This is a genomic window from Bradyrhizobium sp. CCBAU 51627 (assembly GCF_028128765.1).
GTDB lineage: Bacteria > Pseudomonadota > Alphaproteobacteria > Rhizobiales > Xanthobacteraceae > Bradyrhizobium.
The window spans coordinates 49657-66026 of record NZ_LBJG01000016.1 but is presented as its reverse complement, the minus strand read 5'-3'; the positions used below and the strand labels follow the sequence as shown (position 1 = coordinate 66026).

The window sequence follows — 16370 nt, the reverse complement described above, 5'->3', positions numbered from 1 at the left end:
AATTCGTGCGCGGCAGGCGTCGCTTTGGACCGGGCGCATCGTCCAGCGGTCAGACGCCCAACGCCTTGCGATTGAATGTCCTGAGGAAGCGCAGCGACAACGTCCGCACGTTGGCGACATTGATCAGCCACGCAGCGGTGACGTACGCGAGACCGCCTGCAACGCTCACGATGATCAGCGCCACAATACCGCTGCCGCTGACCTGCGACCTCGCGACGCAGATCGCTCCCGTCATGGCCGCGGCCGATGCCGCAACGCCGGCGAGCCTGACGACATCGAACGGCACGGGATGGGCACGATGCATCAGCGCGACTGCGACGACGAGGCCGATCGCCTCGGTCGCGAGCGTCGCCACCGCCGCGCCGTAAATGCCGTAGCCTGCGACCAGCGCGAACATCAACGCCACGCTCACGAGCAGCGTGAGGAACGACTGCGCCGCCAGCATGAACGGCCGCTCGGCGAGCTGGAAGCTGATCTGCACGTAGAACTGATTGGCGATACCGAAGAAACGGGCGAGCACCAGGGTCGGCAGCAGCGCCGACACGCCGGCGCGGAAATCGACACCGACGAGCGTGCCGGCGACCTGGTCCGCCGCGAGCGCAAGCCACACGGCCACGGGCGCGACGACGACGAGCAGCAGTTCGAGGCTCTCGGTGAGCCGCTCCCGCGTCGCCTCATGGTTCTTCTCCGACAGCGAGCGAAACACCAGCGGCACCGTGGCGGCGGCGACGCTGGAGGCGATCATGACCATGAACTGGCGCGGCAGGTCGGCGGCGACGCCGAAAATACCGGCGGCATCCTTGCCCAGCAGATAGGCGACGATGAGCCGGTCGCTGGCCGAGTAGATCGCGACCGAAAGCCCGGCCAGCGTCAGCGGCAGACCGTAGCGCGCCAGCTGCATGAACTGGCTGCGCTGAAAGGCCGCAATCTTGGTACGATCGCCGGCGAGATTGAGAACGATGCCGGTGAGCGAGCCCAGGCCGAACGCGGCGAGCAGGCCCATGCCGCCGAAGCCGAGCCAGATCCCGAGCAGGCCGAAGCCGACGCTCGACACGCTGCGCACGATCGAGATCGCCGCAAAGCGGTAGGGGCGCAGCTTGGCGCGCTCGAACTCCTGGCCGACATCGACCGCATTGGACATGATCGCGACGAACATGCTGGCGAGCACCAACTCGACACTGACGTCGCTGCGGAACAGGAACACCAGCGGGGTCGCGGCGCACATGGCGACAACAGTCAGAGCGAAGGCGACCATCGCCGTGCCGCGAAAATCGACCTCCGCCGACATCGCCTGATAGCGCGACACCGACAGCTTGATCCAGGCAAAGAAGATCGCGCCGAGGATGCCGGCAATGCTGATGCCGACGATATAGACGCCATACTCCGCCGGCGTCAGCAGCCGCGTGTAGGCGGTGACGGCGAAGAAGCCCACCGCCGCGGGGAGGATGTAGGCGACGAGATAAATGGAGAAATGGCGATTCAGCATGCGTGCACTGGCGGCCTTGAAATCGAGCGGCCGTTAATCAGTTGGACCTTGGCTTGACGATCAGAGGCTCGCCGATCGAAGGCTTGGCGACCGGACTGCGCCGCAACATCTCCCAAGATAGTCATTTAAGTCTGCAAATCGGCCGCCGAATGGGGCGGTCGCGCGGCTTTCGCGCGTTAGCGTTAAATTTGCCCTGTCCTTGAACGGGCCGCCGCGATCACCGAAAAGAAACCATGATTTCAGGACGTCGCCCGACCTCCAGACAATGCATGGACGACTAAGATGGACGTTGCCGAGCGTATCAGGGCAAACCCGGCCGCCCTGCCCCATGGTGGGACAGATGCGTCCATGGTCCCGGCGGCTCCCGGGGGCGAGCGGATGACGCTCAATTTGTTCTTCGAGGAGCGGGACGATCGCTGGTTTCCGGGCGATCGTCATGTCCGGCCGCTGCTGCGGCGGATGCTGCTCGGCACGTCCTGGATCAGCGGCCAGCGGCGCGTATTCCTCAATCTCTGTGCGGGGCTCGACCGGGTCGGCATCCGCTATCGCGTCAACGATTACGGCTATATCCGCAAGCACCCCGATGAGCTCGCCTGCATCATCGGACGCCCCTTCGTGCTCGACTGGTTCGCCTGGCAAAACCCGTTGCTGCTCGGGGTCGCCATGTACAACCACCCGGTGGATGCACCGGAGCATCTGGAAGACCTGCACATCAACACCATCCTGGTGCCCTGCGACTGGTACGCGGAGATGTGCCGGCCGTACTGGCCGCATGTCGAGGTCTGGCCGGTGGGCATCGAGACCGATCTGTGGACCCCAGCACCAACGGAGCAGAAGAGCGTCGACGTGCTGCTCTATGACAAGGTGCGCTGGGACCACGCGCGCTATGAGAGCGAGCTGATCGATCCGATCCGCAGGCATCTCGAAGCGAGCGGCCGCTCGGTCGAGGTGATCCGCTACGGCCGCTACAAGGAAGACGACTACAAGGCGGCGCTGGCGCGCAGCCACAGCATGGTCTTCCTCTGCGAGCACGAGAGCCAGGGCATTGCCTGCCAGCAGGCGCTGTCGAGCGGCGTGCCCGTGTTCGCCTGGGACCGCGGCGGCCCGTGGCAGGACCCGGAATACTTTCCGGACAAGGTGCGATACGAAGGCGGCGTGTCCTCGGTGCCCTATTTCGACGCACGCTGCGGCAGCACATTCATCGACGCCGCCGGCTTCACCGCCAGCTGGAGCGACTTCTGGTCGCAGGTGACCGCGGGCGACTTCGCGCCTCGCGACTATGTGATGGACCATCTCACACTCGAAATGGGTGCGCTTCACTATTACGGGATCGCTGAAGCGGTGATGCAGCGTCAGACACGCTGACCGGACTATTCGCGAAAGTTAACCCAACAACGGGAAACCGCGGCGTCGGAAGGCGCCGCTTGGTACGATGGCGCGTTGGTTCCGAAAAGGAAAGCAACCACGTGACCAAGCTCGACAGACGCGAATTTCTCCTCGGCAGCGCCGCCACGATCGCGGCCGGCGCATCGGCATCGGCACTGCCGGCGTCGAAACTCGTCCAGCGACATCAGGGCTATGGGGCCGCGGCCACGCTCTGGGATTTGCAGGCCGATCCGCGGCTCGGCGAAGCCATCAGCACCTATTGCACGCAGGTGGTGCCGGTGCTCGAGCTGAAATGGCCGATGCTGCGGCCGGACGCGCACACTTTCGCCTTCGAGCGCGCCGACGCGATCTATGATTTCGCCCGGAAGAACGACCTGACCATGCGCGGCCACACGCTCGCCTGGTATCACGACATTCCTGACTGGACCAAGCAGATCAAGGATTCGAAGGCCGTCGAGCGCGCCTATGTCGATCACATCAATACCGTCGTGTCTTATTACAAGGACAAGCTGACCTCGTGGGACGTCGTCAACGAGCCCATCCCCGACAATCCCAAGGGCGTCACCGACCGGCGCGATACGTTCTGGACGCAGCATCTCGGCAATCGCTGGATTCCGCTGGCCTTCCGCACCGCGGCCGCGGCCGATCCCTACGTCAAGCTCGCGATCAACGAATACGACATCGAGTCGGCGAAGGACTCGTTCATCGCCAAGCGCGCGGCCTACCGCAACCTCATCATGGAGCTGCTGGATCAAGGCGTACCGCTGCACGCTGTCGGGCTGCAGTCGCATCTGCATGCCGAGCTCGAGATCGACACCCACGGGCTCGCGGAGTTCGTCACCGAGCTGCGGTCATGGGGCCTCGAAGTCTTCGTCACCGAGCTCGATGTCGACGATCAGAAGCTGACGGGAAGTCCGGCCGAGCGCGATGCCATCGTCGCCAAGCGCGTCGACGACCTGCTGACGGCGATCTCGACCAGCGGCCCGGTGCGCTCAATCCTGACCTGGGGCATCTCGGATCGTTACAGCTGGATCAACGGCACTTTTGCCCGCAGGGACAAGCAGCCCAACCGTCCCTTGCCGCTCGACGGCGAGTTCAAGCCGAAGCCGCTCATGGATGTGATCAGCAAGTTCACGAAAGACGCGTGAATCCCGACACCCAAGTCTAGCGCGTCTTGGGCGTCTCGAATGCGGTGATGTCGCTGATGTGATCGGGAGACAAGCTCGGACCGCGACGGTCGCGCGAATTCAGGCGGAAGACGTCGCGGATGTCGTCGATCGAGGTCGACGAATAGGATTGGATACAGAGCGCGACCTGCTCTGGCGATGCGGCGGCCATCATGGCTTCGATCGCCGCACGGTCGAGGCGGGTATCGTCCCAATGCGAGACGGCAATGCTGTCTTCCGTCACGCGGTGCGCCGCCAGATGTTCCGGCGAGTTCGCGACGAAATTTCCGTAAAGCAGATATTCGGAGAACTTCTTCTTCCGGCACAGCGCCAGGGCCCAGCCGAGACCGGTCGCCGACCTGATGGCATCTGTCATCGCACGCGCCGCGTCCTTGTCCCAGACCAGCGCATTGCCGACGTAGTCGTCGGCCGGGAACGATCGATCCTTGATGCCCAGAAGCTGATCGACGGTGCGGAGCCAAAGAACATGCAGCGGATGATCCGCATCGATGCCCTTGCGCGTGACGAACAGCGGCGTCTTCTCCGTGCCGGCATACTGGCCGACGTCGAACTCGCGGAAGAACAGATTGTCCGAATCCAGAATACAGACGCGCTGCTCGGGCGCATTCAGCACGCCGGCGATCTTGAGGATCTGCTGGATGTGCCAGCCATGGACGGGCGATGACAGCAGCGACAGCCAGACGCGGCGATTGCTGATGAACTGCAGCGCCGGCGGCAGCGCCCACAGCCATTTGGGCAGATAGCGCGAAGCCGGAACGATCACGCGCTTGTCGGACGCGAACCGCTCGAACAGCGCCACGTCCTCATCGTTAACAAGAACATAATGCCGCGTATATCCCGAGAGCCAGGTGTCGATGCTCTCGCTGAGCAGCGAGAAGCGCTCGATATCCTTGGCGTAGCTGGCGGTCAGCAGGGCAACGGAATGCATGATGCGTGTTCAAATAGCCATCGAACCGCACTCATACAAGCGACGGGAGATGTTGGAAACTTCGATTCGCAATCAAGGTAAAATGAAACGAATTATTAGCCATCCGAGGGCAGCCCCTGCGCGATGCTGCGAAAACGCAGCGGCGTCAGCGACGCTGCCCGCTGCCACCAATCCGCGACGCGATCATCGAGCGCCGTCACGCCACGGCCATGACCTGGAAAGATCCGGATCTGCTGCACCGCCTCGGCCTCGAACCCCTTTCCCTTGCGCGTGATCTTGAGGGCGGCCCCTTCGCGGTCCCGCTGCGTCAGCGGCACCAGCAGGCGACCGCGCGGGCGGAGCGCATCAAGCCAGCGCGGATGCGGATGCGAGAAGCCGGCATGCACGATGATGATGTCGGCCGCATCGCCGATGTCCCGACAGCCGTCTCCATGGACGACCTCGACATTGTGATAAGCGCGAAGGCAGGACGTGGCGCGCGAGGCGAGCCGCTCATCGCATTCAATGGCGTGCACCTTGCCCTTGGGGCCCACGATCTCCGACAGGATCGCCGAGAAATAGCCGAGCCCGCAGCCGATCTGGACCACGCGATCCCGCTCATTGACACCGAGCAGATCGATGAAATGTGCCCAAAGGCTCGGCAGGCCGGTGTCGAGCTTGCGGCGCGCATCGATGGCGACCAGCACATTGTGATAGAGGTGAATCGGGTCGGCGTCCGGCGTCAGCCGATAGCTGTGGGCAGCCTCGCTCTTGGTCCGCCAGGGCCCTTTCGCGAGAAAATCTTCGCGCGGCACCGTCGCAAGGGCTGCAAGCAGGCGCGGCGAGGCAATCCGCCCCCGCCTTGCGATCAGCGCGGCGTAGCGGGCACGCGCGGCGGACAGATCGCTCATCTCGCGGGATTTGCCTGCGGCCGAACGGGCGCGTCGCCACCGAGCTCGTGCACGAGCTGCATGGCCAGCTTCAGGTCCGGCGTCAAAAACCCCTCGTTGAACTTGCCGACGACCGGCAGGAGCAAAAGACTCGCATGTTCGCGCTTGCCGGCCTCAAGCGACAGCCGCGCCAGGCTGACGGCGGTCCTGAGCTCCCAGGACAATGCGCCCTGCCTGCGTGCCGTCTCCAGCGACAGGCCGAACAGGTCTTCGGCCTCCTGCACCGAGACCGGATTGCCGTCCGACAGCGTGATCTCGCCCTGCAGGCGATAGACCTCGGCGAGGTAGGAGTGATCGCCGGTCCGCCTTGCGGTCGCAAGCGCACCGTCCAGCGCGCGCAAGGCGGCATCGCGCATGCCGACCTTGGCATAGGCTTCCGCGAGCAGGCAGCGGAACCAGCAGCCAGCGAGCCAGGAATCCATCGCCTCGTATTCATCGAGGCCGGAGCGCATCTGGGTGATGCCTTCTTCGGCCTCGCCGAGCTGCGCCAGCGCCCAGCCGCGCAGGATCGCGGCCTGCTGCTTCCAGTGCAGGAAATTGTGCTCGGTGGCGATGATCATGGCGCGATTGGCATGGTCGCGCGTGCCCTCGATATCGCGCAGATGCTGGCAGAGATAGGCGCCGAACACCAATGCGAAGGCGAGCGAGAAAGGATGGCGGATCTTCTCGGCAAGCTGGATCGCCTGCTCGCTGTGCTGGCGCGCCGCATCAGGCTGGCCGAGGAACCACAGGAGATAGCCGAGATAAGACAGCGAGACGACGCCGGGATCGGTGCCGTGACGCTCCATCAAATCGGAGTGCAGGTCGGGGCTGTAGAGATCGATGCAGCGATGCAGATGATGCTGCGCGGCGGCGAAGCGTCCGCGATAAAGCATCGTCATCGCGATCGAGCGGTGCGCCTCGATCAGATAGCCGGTCTGCTGCGCCGGCTCCGCCCGCTCGTTCAGCCGCTCGCGCTTGGCGAATTTCAACAGCTCGACGCTGAGGTCATGCGCGCGAGTGAGATCGGCGCGGATGAAATGGCAGACCCAGAGCCCGCGCGTGGCGGCAAAGGCTTTTTCCTCGTCGTCAAGCTGCTGGCCGAGCTCGAGCGCGCGGATGTAGTTCTCCTCGACCTCCTGCACCGCATAGCCCTTGGCCGCGATCAACGCGTTGCCGAGCGCAATGCGAAGCTCGAGCTCCATCTCGTCGGCGCCCTGCATGCGCGCATTGGCCTGCACGACGCTCAGGCCCCGGCGCAGATGTCCGATCGCCTCCAGGTTGGCCCCGCTCCTTGCGGCCTGCTTGCCGGCCTTGAGCCAGAAGCTCGCCGCGCCTTCGCTCTGGCCGGACTCAGTGAGATGATGGGCGAGCAGTTCCGGCTCGCGCTCAGTCTTCTCCGGATACATTTCGACGAGCACCTGGGCGATGCTCGCATGGAGCTTGCGCCGCTCGCTGTGCAACAGGCTCGCATGCGCCGCGTTCTGGATCATCACATGCTTGAAGGAGTAGAGCGCATCGGGCGGATGACCGCGCCGCATGATCAAGCCGGCTTCCTCCAGATGCGTCAGCGCCGCCTCGATCTGCTCCGCCGGCGTGCTGGCGACCGCATGCAGCGTCTCGTAGGAGAACTCGCGGCCGATCGTGGCGCCGATCTGCGCGATCCGCTTGAACGGACCCATCCGGTCGAGACGCGCCATCAGCGAGTCCGTCAGCGTCGCCGGGATCGCGAGCTGCCGCCACGGGCCGGACAGCACATAGCGCCCGTGCCGCTCGGTCAGGAGATTGGATTCGAGCACCGTCTTGGTCAGCTCCTCCAGGAACAGCGGCACGCCGTCGGTCTTGACGATGATCTCCTCGACGACCTCCTTGGGAAGTTCGCGCCCCGCGACGCGCTCGACCAGGGTCGTGCGCAATGGCCGGCTCAGCCTGTTCAGCACCAGCGTGGTGATATGCGAATGCGCGTTCCAGCTCGGCTGGAATTCGGAGCGCGCGGTGATGATGGCGAGGATCGGCCGGTTCTGCACCCGGTCGACCAGGAGATCGACCACCTCGCGGGAGGTCGGATCGATCCAATGCAGATCTTCAAAGACCATCACCAGCGGCATCTCGCGCGCGAGGCCGAGGAAGTGGTTGACCAGGGCCGCGACGGTCGCGTCCTTCTGCTGCTGCGGCGACAGCTCTAGCGGCGGATAGCGCTCCCCGGTCGGGATCGACAGCAGCGCGGCGAACAGCGGCGCCACCTGCTCGATATCGCCATGGGCGGCAGCGATCGCCGTCTCCAGGCTCGCCAGCGACAGCGCGGACGCATCCTCGCGGTCGAGGCCGAGCGAGAATTTGAGCTGCTCGACGAATGGATAGAACGCGGTGGAGGTGTAATAGGGCGAGCACTGGAACGAGACCTGCCCGTGCCGGTCGCCCGATATCCGCTCGAAAATCTCCTGGATGATGCGCGACTTGCCGATGCCTGGCTCGCCGAACTTGACGACGACCTGGCCGTCGCCCTCCTTGACCTGCTGCCAGCGCCCCATCAGCAGCGCGATTTCCTCCTCGCGATTGACGAGCGGGGTCAGCCGCGAGCCCATTGCTGCAGCAAAGCGGGTCTCCACGCGCGTGGCGCGCACGACATGCCAGGCTTGCGTCCTTTCCGCGATGCCCTTCAGCGCATGGGTGCCGAGATTGCGGTAGTCGAATTTCCCCTTCAGCAGCGATTGCGTCGAGGCGGAGATCACCACGCCATTGGGCGGCGCCAGCGCCTGCAGGCGTGCCGCAAGATTGACGGTCTCGCCGACCGCGGAGTCGCGCTCTTCGGTGCCCTGGCCAACGAGGTCGCCGACCACGACGAGACCGGTCGCGATGCCGATGCGAACGGCGGGCGCATGGCTAAGTGCGCCACGCGGCTCGATCGCGCGCGCCGTCGAGAGCACCCGCACGATCTCGAGCCCGGCGCGCACGGCGCGCTCGGCATCGTCTTCATGCGCGGTAGGATAGCCGAAATAGACCAGAATTCCGTCGCCAACGAAACGGGCGGCAAAGCCTTCATAATGCTTGACGACGCGCACACAGGTCTCGCGGAAGCTCGCGATCATGTCGCGGACGTCTTCCGGATCGAATTGGGCGGAGAGCGCGGTGGAATCCACCATGTCACAGAACATGGTGGTGAGCTGACGCCGCTCGGCGCCGACCTCGGCACGAACCGGCGGGTGCGCTGCCACAACTGGTGCCTCCGCGGTCTCGGCCTGGAACAGCGCGGCCATCGCACGCTGCAACCGCTTGCGATCGCCGAGGGGTAGCCCGAGTTCAGCGAGGTCGGCCTCGGTCAGGTCCCCCATGACGTCGAGATCGAGGCGGTGCTGCGCGAACAGGTCGGTGTAGTGACCAAGACCGGCGCCTTCGAGCCAGCGCCTCAACCCGGCCTCCGTCTGCGGCTCTTTCTCCAGCATGGTGATTCCGCCCGACCTTCCCTCCGCCGAAGGGCTTAAGACCCCTCAACCACAGATTTTGGGGCCCAAACTTCACCTCAGACTGGACGCGTTCCCTAACTCCAGGAAAGAATAGCCCAATCAGATCAAAAGGGAATGGCATTGTCGGCAATTGCATCCGGGACAGGAGGCGGGTCGGGCGGCGCGGGCGTCGGAGCCGATACGATCGGCGGCCTTCTCGCCTTCCATGCGCGAACGATACCGTCGGCGCCTGCCCTGCTTGCCCCTGGTCGGCCGCCTTTGAGCTATGGCAGGCTCGGCGCCACGATCGAGCATCTCGTCGGTACGCTACGCGGGCTCGGCATAGCACCTTCCGACCGGATTGCTGTTGCGCTGCCGCGCGGGGCCGACAGCGCGCTGGCTCTCATCGCGGTTGCCTCGGCCTGTGCCTGTGTCCCCGTCAATCCCGATCTGACCGGCGACGAGCTGCAACGCTATTTCCGCGAGATGAAGCTGACGGCGCTGGTGACGCGGTCCGACGCGAATTCGCCGAGCCGCGACATCGCCCGGACGCTCGACATTCCGGTGATCGATTTCGTGCCAGGACCGGAGACGGATCTCGGCGACTGCGGATTCTTCGGCCCGACAATCGGTCCAGCCAGCGCAGGCGGCAGCGCGCGCGCCGAGGACGATGCATTCATCCTGCTGACATCGGGCACGGCGGCGCGACCGAAAATGGTGCCGCTGACCCATCGCAACGTTTGCCTCTCCGCCCAAAATGCCGGCCGCGTGCTGTCGCTCGCATCGCAGGATCGCCTGCTCAACGTCCTGCCGCTGTTTCACGCCCACGGCCTGATCTCCGGCTTGCTGACGGCGCTCGCGGCGGGCTCCAGCGTGATCGTGACTGGCGGATTCGACGCACCGTCCTTTTTCGGCTGGATGCGCGATCTGCAACCGACCTGGTACACGGCAGTGCCCACCATTCATCGCGCACTGCTGACGGCTGCGGAAGCCAGCCCCGAACGCGTCCGATCGTCATCGCTACGCGTCATTCGCTCTGCTTCGTCTTCGCTCGCGCCCGCCATCCTCAACGGGTTGGAGGCAACGTTCGGTGTTCCCGTGCTCGAGACCTACGGGATGACCGAAGCGGCTTCGCAGATTGCTGCCAATCCGTTCGAACTGCGCAAGGTCGGATCGGTTGGCCGCGCCGCGGGTCCTGAGATCGCGATCATGGACGAGACCGGCCGCACGCTCGCGCCCGGCGAGCGGGGCGAGATCGTGCTGCGCGGACCGAACATGAGCCGCGGCTATTATAATGACGAAGCGGCCACACAGGCCGCCTTCCGCGATGGCTGGTTCCGGACCGGCGATCTCGGCCATCTCGATCCCGACGGCTATCTCTTCATCGTCGGCCGCATCAAGGACATCATCAACCGCGGCGGCCAGAAAGTGTCGCCGCTGGAGGTGGAAGAGGTTCTGCTGGCCCACCCGGCGGTGCTGGAAGCCGGAGTCTTCCCAGTTCCGCACGCAAAGCTCGGCGAGAATGTCGCCGCCCTCGTGGTTTTGCGTCCCGATTCCGAGGCAACCTCCGATCAATTGCGCCAGTTCGCACGCAAGCGTCTTGCCGCCTACAAGGTGCCGAGTCTGATCCGCAGCGTGGCGGCGCTGCCGAAAGGCGCGAGCGGCAAGGTCAAGCGCAATGCGCTGGCCGAGCTGATTTCGGCCGCACATCATGACGATCATACGGAGCTGCCGCGCAACGCGCTGGAGGCCCAGCTCGCGGATATCTGGGCCACTCTGCTCGAGCTTCCGCAAGTCGGCGTCGATCAGGACGTGTTTGCGCTCGGCGCGGACTCGCTCGCGGTGACGCAAATGCGTTCGCGTCTGCGCGAGCGCTTCAACGTGGACTTCTCGTTCGAGGACATTTTCGATTGCGCCACCGTCGGTGCTCTTGCGGCCCGGATCGAGGCGACGACGCATCGCGATGGGGTGCTACCGGCATGGCGCCAGACGGCTTCCGAGGAAGACGCGCCGCTCTCGTTCCAGCAGCAGCGGATGTATGTGCTCTCGCGGCTCGACCTGACGCGCTATAATTACAACGTGGTCGAGGTCGCTCTCCTCAAGGGCGCGGTGGACTTCGCCGCGCTCGAGGCCGGCCTTGCTGCAATCTGCGCACGTCACGAGGCGCTGCGCTCGGTCTTCGTCGAATGCGAGGGCGAGCCCGTGCAGCGCGTGCTTCAGGCCCGGCCGCGGCTCGCGCGGATCAAGCTCAAACCCTGTCCTGCGCACCGGCGGCCTGCGGTCGTCCGGCGCGAGGCGCTGAAGCTCGCGCAATACGCATTTGATCTTGCCCGCGAACCGCCGCTGAAGGTCACGCTGCTCTCGTTCGACAAGTCCGGCCATGCGTTGGTGGTCAATATCCATCACCTCGTCACCGATGGCTGGTCGCAGCGGCTGTTCTGGGAAGCACTCGCCGCCGCATATTCTGCGGCACGCAAACAAAGCACGGCGGAGCTGCCCCAGCCGAGCTTCCAATATCGAGACTTTGCCTGTTGGCAGCAAAGCTGGGCGGAAACGCCCGCAGCAAAGGAGCAGCTCGATTACTGGCGAGTGCAGCTCGACGGCGTCACCACGCTGCCGCTGCGCACCGACCGGCCGAGGCCCGAAATCTGGAGCGGCCACGGTGCCCGCCATTATTTCGAATTACCCAGGAGCCTTTCGGCCGGCGTTCGCGCGCTGGGCCAGGATCAGGGGGTAACGCCTTTCATGACGCTGCTCGCGGTCTTTCAGTGTCTGCTGTTCCGTCATACCGGGCATGAGGATGTCGCGACCGGATCGTTGATCGCGAACCGCAACCAGATCGAGAGCGAGCGCCTGATCGGTCTGTTTGCAAACACGCTGATCCTGCGCAATGATTTCGGCGGTGACCCGACCTTCGGCGAAATGCTGCGGCGGGTGCGCCAGGTCACGCTCGATGCCTATCGCAACCAGGATCTTCCGATCGAGGAGGTCCTGCGCGCATTGCAGATCGCGCGCAGGACGGATGGCAATCCGCTGTTCCGGGTCATGTTCATCCTCCAGAATGCATCGATTGAGGCCGCGCGTTTCCCCGGGCTGTCGACGCGCCGGCTGGAGGTTGACCCGCAAGTCGCGCGCTTCGACATCACGCTGGAGCTGGTCGAGGCCGAGGGCCGCTTCACCGGCTTCTTCGAATATGCCACCGATCTGTTCGACGCGGGTACGATCGAGGGCATGGGGGATCAGTTCAAGACCCTGCTCAAGGCCGTCATCGCCAATCCCGAGCAGCGCATCTCGCGCCTGCCCCTGCTGACGGAGGCTGAACGCCGGCGGTTACCGGCAAAAGGCAGACCAGCCAATTTCGCCACGCGCGGCAATGTCTGCGAACTGTTCGAGCTGCAGGCGAAGAAGACGCCGAACGCCATCGCGGTATCCGATGGAGATCTCGTCCTGAGCTTTCGCGAACTGGCGCACCGCAGCCAGGCGATCGCGCGCTGGCTTATCCGCGAAGGCGTCGGTGCGGAAACCGTGGTCGCACTGCTGGCAGACCGGGGGCCCGATCTGCTCGCGGCGATGATCGCGGTGCAGCGCGCCGGCGCGGCTTTCCTGAATCTCGATCCCGAGCAGCCGCCGACGCGGCTCGCAACCATCCTCGGATCAAGCTGCGCAAGCGTGCTGCTTGTGGGGCGCGCACGGTCCGCCATGGTCGATGCGCTGCTCGAGCCGCTGGTCGGGGGCATCCGCGTGGCCAAGCTCGAGGACGCGATTGCGCTCGAACCGACGAAGGTCGCCCGTGCGGCGCAGCGCACAAGCTCGGACCTTGCCTATCTCGTCTACACCTCCGGCTCCTCCGGTGCGCCAAAGGGCGTCATGATCGAACAGCGCGGGCTGTCGAACCATCTGGCGTCGCTCATTTCCGCGCTCGGCCTGACGAGCAAGGACGTGATCGCGCAAACCGCACCGCAGAGCTTTGTCATCTCGGTCTGGCAGTTCCTCGCCGGTCCCATGACCGGCGCGCGTGTCCATGTCTGCGGCAATGCGGTCGTGCAGGATCCGATGCTGCTGGCGCGGGAGATCAAACGCGAGGGCATCACGGTGCTCGAGATCGTGCCTTCGCTGCTCCGCGTCATCCTGGAACGTCTCGACGAAGCGCCGATGCTGCGCGCCTTTGCCGAGCTGCGGCTGCTGATCTCGACCGGCGAGCCGCTGGCGATCGAGCTCTGCCGCGCCTGGTTCGCCCGCTGCCCGAATGTGCCGCTGATCAACGCCTATGGCGCTTCGGAATGTTCCGACGACGTCTCCCTGCACCGGCTGACCAAGGCGCCGGACACGGCGACGATCAATGTTCCGGTCGGAGCGCCACTGCCCAACACCCAGCTCTACGTGCTCGATCCGAACCTTGAGCCGCAGCCCATCGGCGTCGTCGGCGAGCTCTGCATCGGCGGCGCCGGCGTCGGCCGCGGTTACATCAACGATCCCGCGCAAAGCCGGCAACGCTTCATCCCCGATCCGTTCGCGCGCAGGCAGGGTGCGCGCCTGTATCGCACCGGCGACCTCGCCCGCCGGCGCGCCGACGGCACCATCGAATGCCTCGGCCGCGCCGATCTTCAGGTCAAGGTCCGCGGCTATCGCATTGAGCTCAAGGAGATCGAGGCCGCGCTTGCCGACCACGCAAGCGTGCGCGCCGGCATCGTCGAGCCGCGCCGCGACGCCAGTGGCGATGTCAGGCTGATCGCCCATGTCGTCGCCAAACCCGGCATACAGACCAGCGCCAGCGAATTGCGCGACTTCCTCAAGAGCCGGCTGCCTGTTCATGCGATCCCGTCCGCATTCCTGTTCCTGGACCGGGTGCCGCTCAATGCCCACGGCAAGCTCGATCGCTCCGCGCTACTGGCGCCCGCGGAACAGGAGAGCGTCGGGACCGAGGCAGCCGTGCCGGCGCGACGCTTCACCGAAAAGGTGCTGTCAGACATCTGGATCGATCTGCTGAGGGTCGAGAGCCTCGGTGTCACCGACAATTTCTTCGACCTTGGCGGTCATTCCCTGCTGGCGGGTCAGGCGATGGCGCGCGTGGCCCGCGCGCTCGGTGTCTCGCTGCCGATCAAGACCATCTTCGAGGCGCCGACGATCGAGCAGCTCGCCCGGCGGATCGATGAGGCCGTGGCAACGAAACCGCAAAGGCCTGCGGCCGGCATCCCCCGCCTCGCCGACAGCGGACCGCCCGCGCTGTCGATCACACAGGACCAGATGATAAGGATCGAGCAGAACCTGCCTGATCTACCGCTGTTCAACCTGCCCTTTGCCTTCAGGCTCGACGGTCCGATCGATCCGCACCTGCTGGCGCAGGCCTTCGATGACATCGTGCGTCGCCACGACTCGTTGCGGACCGCGTTCGGCTGGAATGGCGAGGAGCCGGTCAGCCACATCGTCGCGCCCGCTACGCTGGGCCCGGCGCTGACCGTCGAGACTATCGGCGACGGACAGCCCCACAACAACAAGCGGCGCAGGGCGCTCGAAGCAAAGAAGATCGAACTCCTGATCGCGCAGGAGGCATATGTCCCTGTTAACACCGCCCGGGCACCGCTGCTGCGGGCACGGCTCCTCCGGCTGCATGCCGACAATCACATCCTGCTGTTGACGCTGCATCATGCCATCGCCGACGGCTGGTCGATCGGCGTGCTGTTCGAGGAATTGTCGTGCCGTTATGCCGCGCTGGCAGGCCGTCCATCGGCGCCTCTGCCAACGGTGCCGCTCGCGTTCTCCGACGTCGCACGCTGGCAGCGCTGGTGGTGCAGCACCGAGGCGGCCCGCCGGCAGGCGGTCGACTGGACCGAGAATTTGCGCGGCGCAGCCCCCCTGTTCGAGGGCGAAGCGCGGCCGGGTGCGTCGACGGGCCATCATCCGTTGAGCTTGGAGCGCGATCTCGTCGCCCGCCTCACGGCCTATGCGCGCCAGCACAGCGCCACGCTCTTCATGTGTCTGCTGACCGGCCTGAAGGCCCTGCTGATGGCGCAGACCGGACGAACCGACATTTCGGTCGCCACCGCCATGGCCAACCGCGCCCAACCTGACACCGAACGGATCGTGGGTCCGTTCGAGAACACCGTGATCGTCCGCAGCCGAATCACGCCGGATCTGTCGTTTACGCAAGGATTGGCGCGGGTGCGCGAAGGCGTGCTCGAGGCCCATGCGCGACAGGAGCTGCCGTTCAACATCCTCGCCGACCATCTGGAGCAGGAGGGCATCGACCCGGCGTCGCTGCTCCAGGTCTATTTCACCTTGCAAAATCCATTGCGCCAGCCGCTCGACCTGCCCAATGTCGCAGTGCGATCGACCGGAGACGTCGCACGCGAGGGCCAACCCGTGCTGCCGGTCGACCAGACCTGGCTGTCGTTGATGTTGAAGGAGCGCCCGAGCGGGATCACCGGTTCATGCAATTACAAGCGCGAACTGCTCGACGGCGGTATGGTCGGCACGTGGATGGAGGATCTCGTCACGCTGCTGGGAGCGGCCCTCGCCCAGCCCCATGCACCGCTCCATCGGCTGCTCGATCGCCGCGCGGCGTGACCGGCCGTTCGTCGGCGCCGAACGGATTTCCACTCGCCAAAGCTGTGCATGGTCAAGTTGCATCTTGATTATTTGGCGCCAGCGCGCAAGATTATTCCCGTGTTTTGATCGGGACGATATTTTCAACCGGGGGAGTGTTATGGGTTTCATCAAATTTACCAAAGGCACCTCGTTGAGCGACAAGGACCGCAAGGCCCTGCAAAAGCTGCTCACCGACGAAAAGAAGAAGCTCCAGTCCGCGCTGAAGGAAGTCGATGCCAGCCTTTCGGTGCTGGGCGGAAAGAAGGCCAAGAAGAAAAAGTAAGACTCGTCGGCCGGGACGCCGCACGATTCTCCGGATTTAATTTTCGAATTTCGGCCGCTCGCCTGTCGAGTTGGGGTCTCGCACAAGCTTGCGGCTGTAAACCGGCCAGCAATTGACAAGAATTTGCCCGGATGGACCGCTAGGAGCAGTCCGCTCAGTCGCTT

The 16370-nt window shown here is 64.9% G+C and carries 8 protein-coding genes; 4 read left to right on the top strand and 4 right to left on the bottom strand.

Annotated elements, in window-relative coordinates:
• Positions 1–49 precede the first annotated feature (49 nt).
• A complete protein-coding gene (locus tag XH88_RS08325; protein ID WP_271614929.1) occupies positions 50–1486 on the bottom strand; it encodes a lipopolysaccharide biosynthesis protein in 1437 nt (478 codons plus the stop codon).
• Positions 1487–1768: 282 nt separating this feature from the next.
• On the opposite strand from XH88_RS08325, the gene XH88_RS08320 reads away from it, so the two are divergent.
• Positions 1769–2851, top strand: coding sequence for a glycosyltransferase (locus XH88_RS08320; RefSeq protein WP_271614928.1), 1083 nt, complete (start codon positions 1769–1771; stop codon positions 2849–2851).
• A 101-nt stretch (positions 2852–2952) separates the two neighbouring features.
• Complete coding sequence (locus XH88_RS08315) at positions 2953–4020, top strand: endo-1,4-beta-xylanase (protein WP_271614927.1); 1068 nt, start codon at positions 2953–2955, stop codon at positions 4018–4020.
• 16 nt (positions 4021–4036) lie between these two features.
• Here XH88_RS08315 and XH88_RS08310 read toward each other — a convergent pair whose 3' ends face one another.
• The 3 genes from XH88_RS08310 to XH88_RS08300 all read right to left on the bottom strand — a co-directional run bounded on the left by XH88_RS08310 (position 4037) and on the right by XH88_RS08300 (position 9338).
• Positions 4037–4987 (bottom strand): DUF6492 family protein, encoded by a 951-nt coding sequence (locus XH88_RS08310; RefSeq protein ID WP_271614926.1) that lies wholly within the window; start codon positions 4985–4987, stop codon positions 4037–4039.
• A 95-nt stretch (positions 4988–5082) separates the two neighbouring features.
• Entirely contained in the window at positions 5083–5877 is a 795-nt protein-coding gene (locus tag XH88_RS08305) for a protein-L-isoaspartate O-methyltransferase family protein (protein ID WP_271614925.1), read from the bottom strand.
• On the bottom strand, positions 5874–9338 hold the full coding sequence (locus XH88_RS08300) for an ATP-binding protein (RefSeq protein WP_271614924.1): 3465 nt from the start codon (positions 9336–9338) through the stop codon (positions 5874–5876). Before XH88_RS08300 ends, XH88_RS08305 begins: the two co-directional genes overlap by 4 nt.
• A gap of 135 nt (positions 9339–9473) precedes the next feature.
• Here XH88_RS08300 and XH88_RS08295 point away from each other — a divergent pair, with 135 nt between their 5' ends.
• Complete coding sequence (locus XH88_RS08295) at positions 9474–15902, top strand: non-ribosomal peptide synthetase (RefSeq protein ID WP_271614923.1); 6429 nt, start codon at positions 9474–9476, stop codon at positions 15900–15902.
• Positions 15862–16206 carry a hypothetical protein gene (locus tag XH88_RS08290; protein WP_271614922.1) on the top strand — a complete coding sequence of 115 codons (345 nt, stop codon included), beginning with the start codon at positions 15862–15864 and terminating at the stop codon, positions 16204–16206. The genes XH88_RS08295 and XH88_RS08290 overlap by 41 nt, the downstream gene beginning before the upstream one ends.
• Positions 16207–16370: the final 164 nt, after the last annotated feature.

What these genes read in the sequence shown, in the direction of transcription:
- XH88_RS08320 (WP_271614928.1), top strand. Translation starts at nt 1,769, where the DNA reads ATGGACGTTGCCGAGCGTATCAGGGCAAACCCGGCCGCCCTGCCCCAT.
- XH88_RS08325 (WP_271614929.1), bottom strand. Translation starts at nt 1,486, where the DNA reads ATGCTGAATCGCCATTTCTCCATTTATCTCGTCGCCTACATCCTCCCC.
- XH88_RS08295 (WP_271614923.1), top strand. Translation starts at nt 9,474, where the DNA reads ATGGCATTGTCGGCAATTGCATCCGGGACAGGAGGCGGGTCGGGCGGC.
- XH88_RS08300 (WP_271614924.1), bottom strand. Translation starts at nt 9,338, where the DNA reads ATGCTGGAGAAAGAGCCGCAGACGGAGGCCGGGTTGAGGCGCTGGCTC.
- XH88_RS08310 (WP_271614926.1), bottom strand. Translation starts at nt 4,987, where the DNA reads ATGCATTCCGTTGCCCTGCTGACCGCCAGCTACGCCAAGGATATCGAG.
- XH88_RS08305 (WP_271614925.1), bottom strand. Translation starts at nt 5,877, where the DNA reads ATGAGCGATCTGTCCGCCGCGCGTGCCCGCTACGCCGCGCTGATCGCA.
- XH88_RS08290 (WP_271614922.1), top strand. Translation starts at nt 15,862, where the DNA reads ATGCACCGCTCCATCGGCTGCTCGATCGCCGCGCGGCGTGACCGGCCG.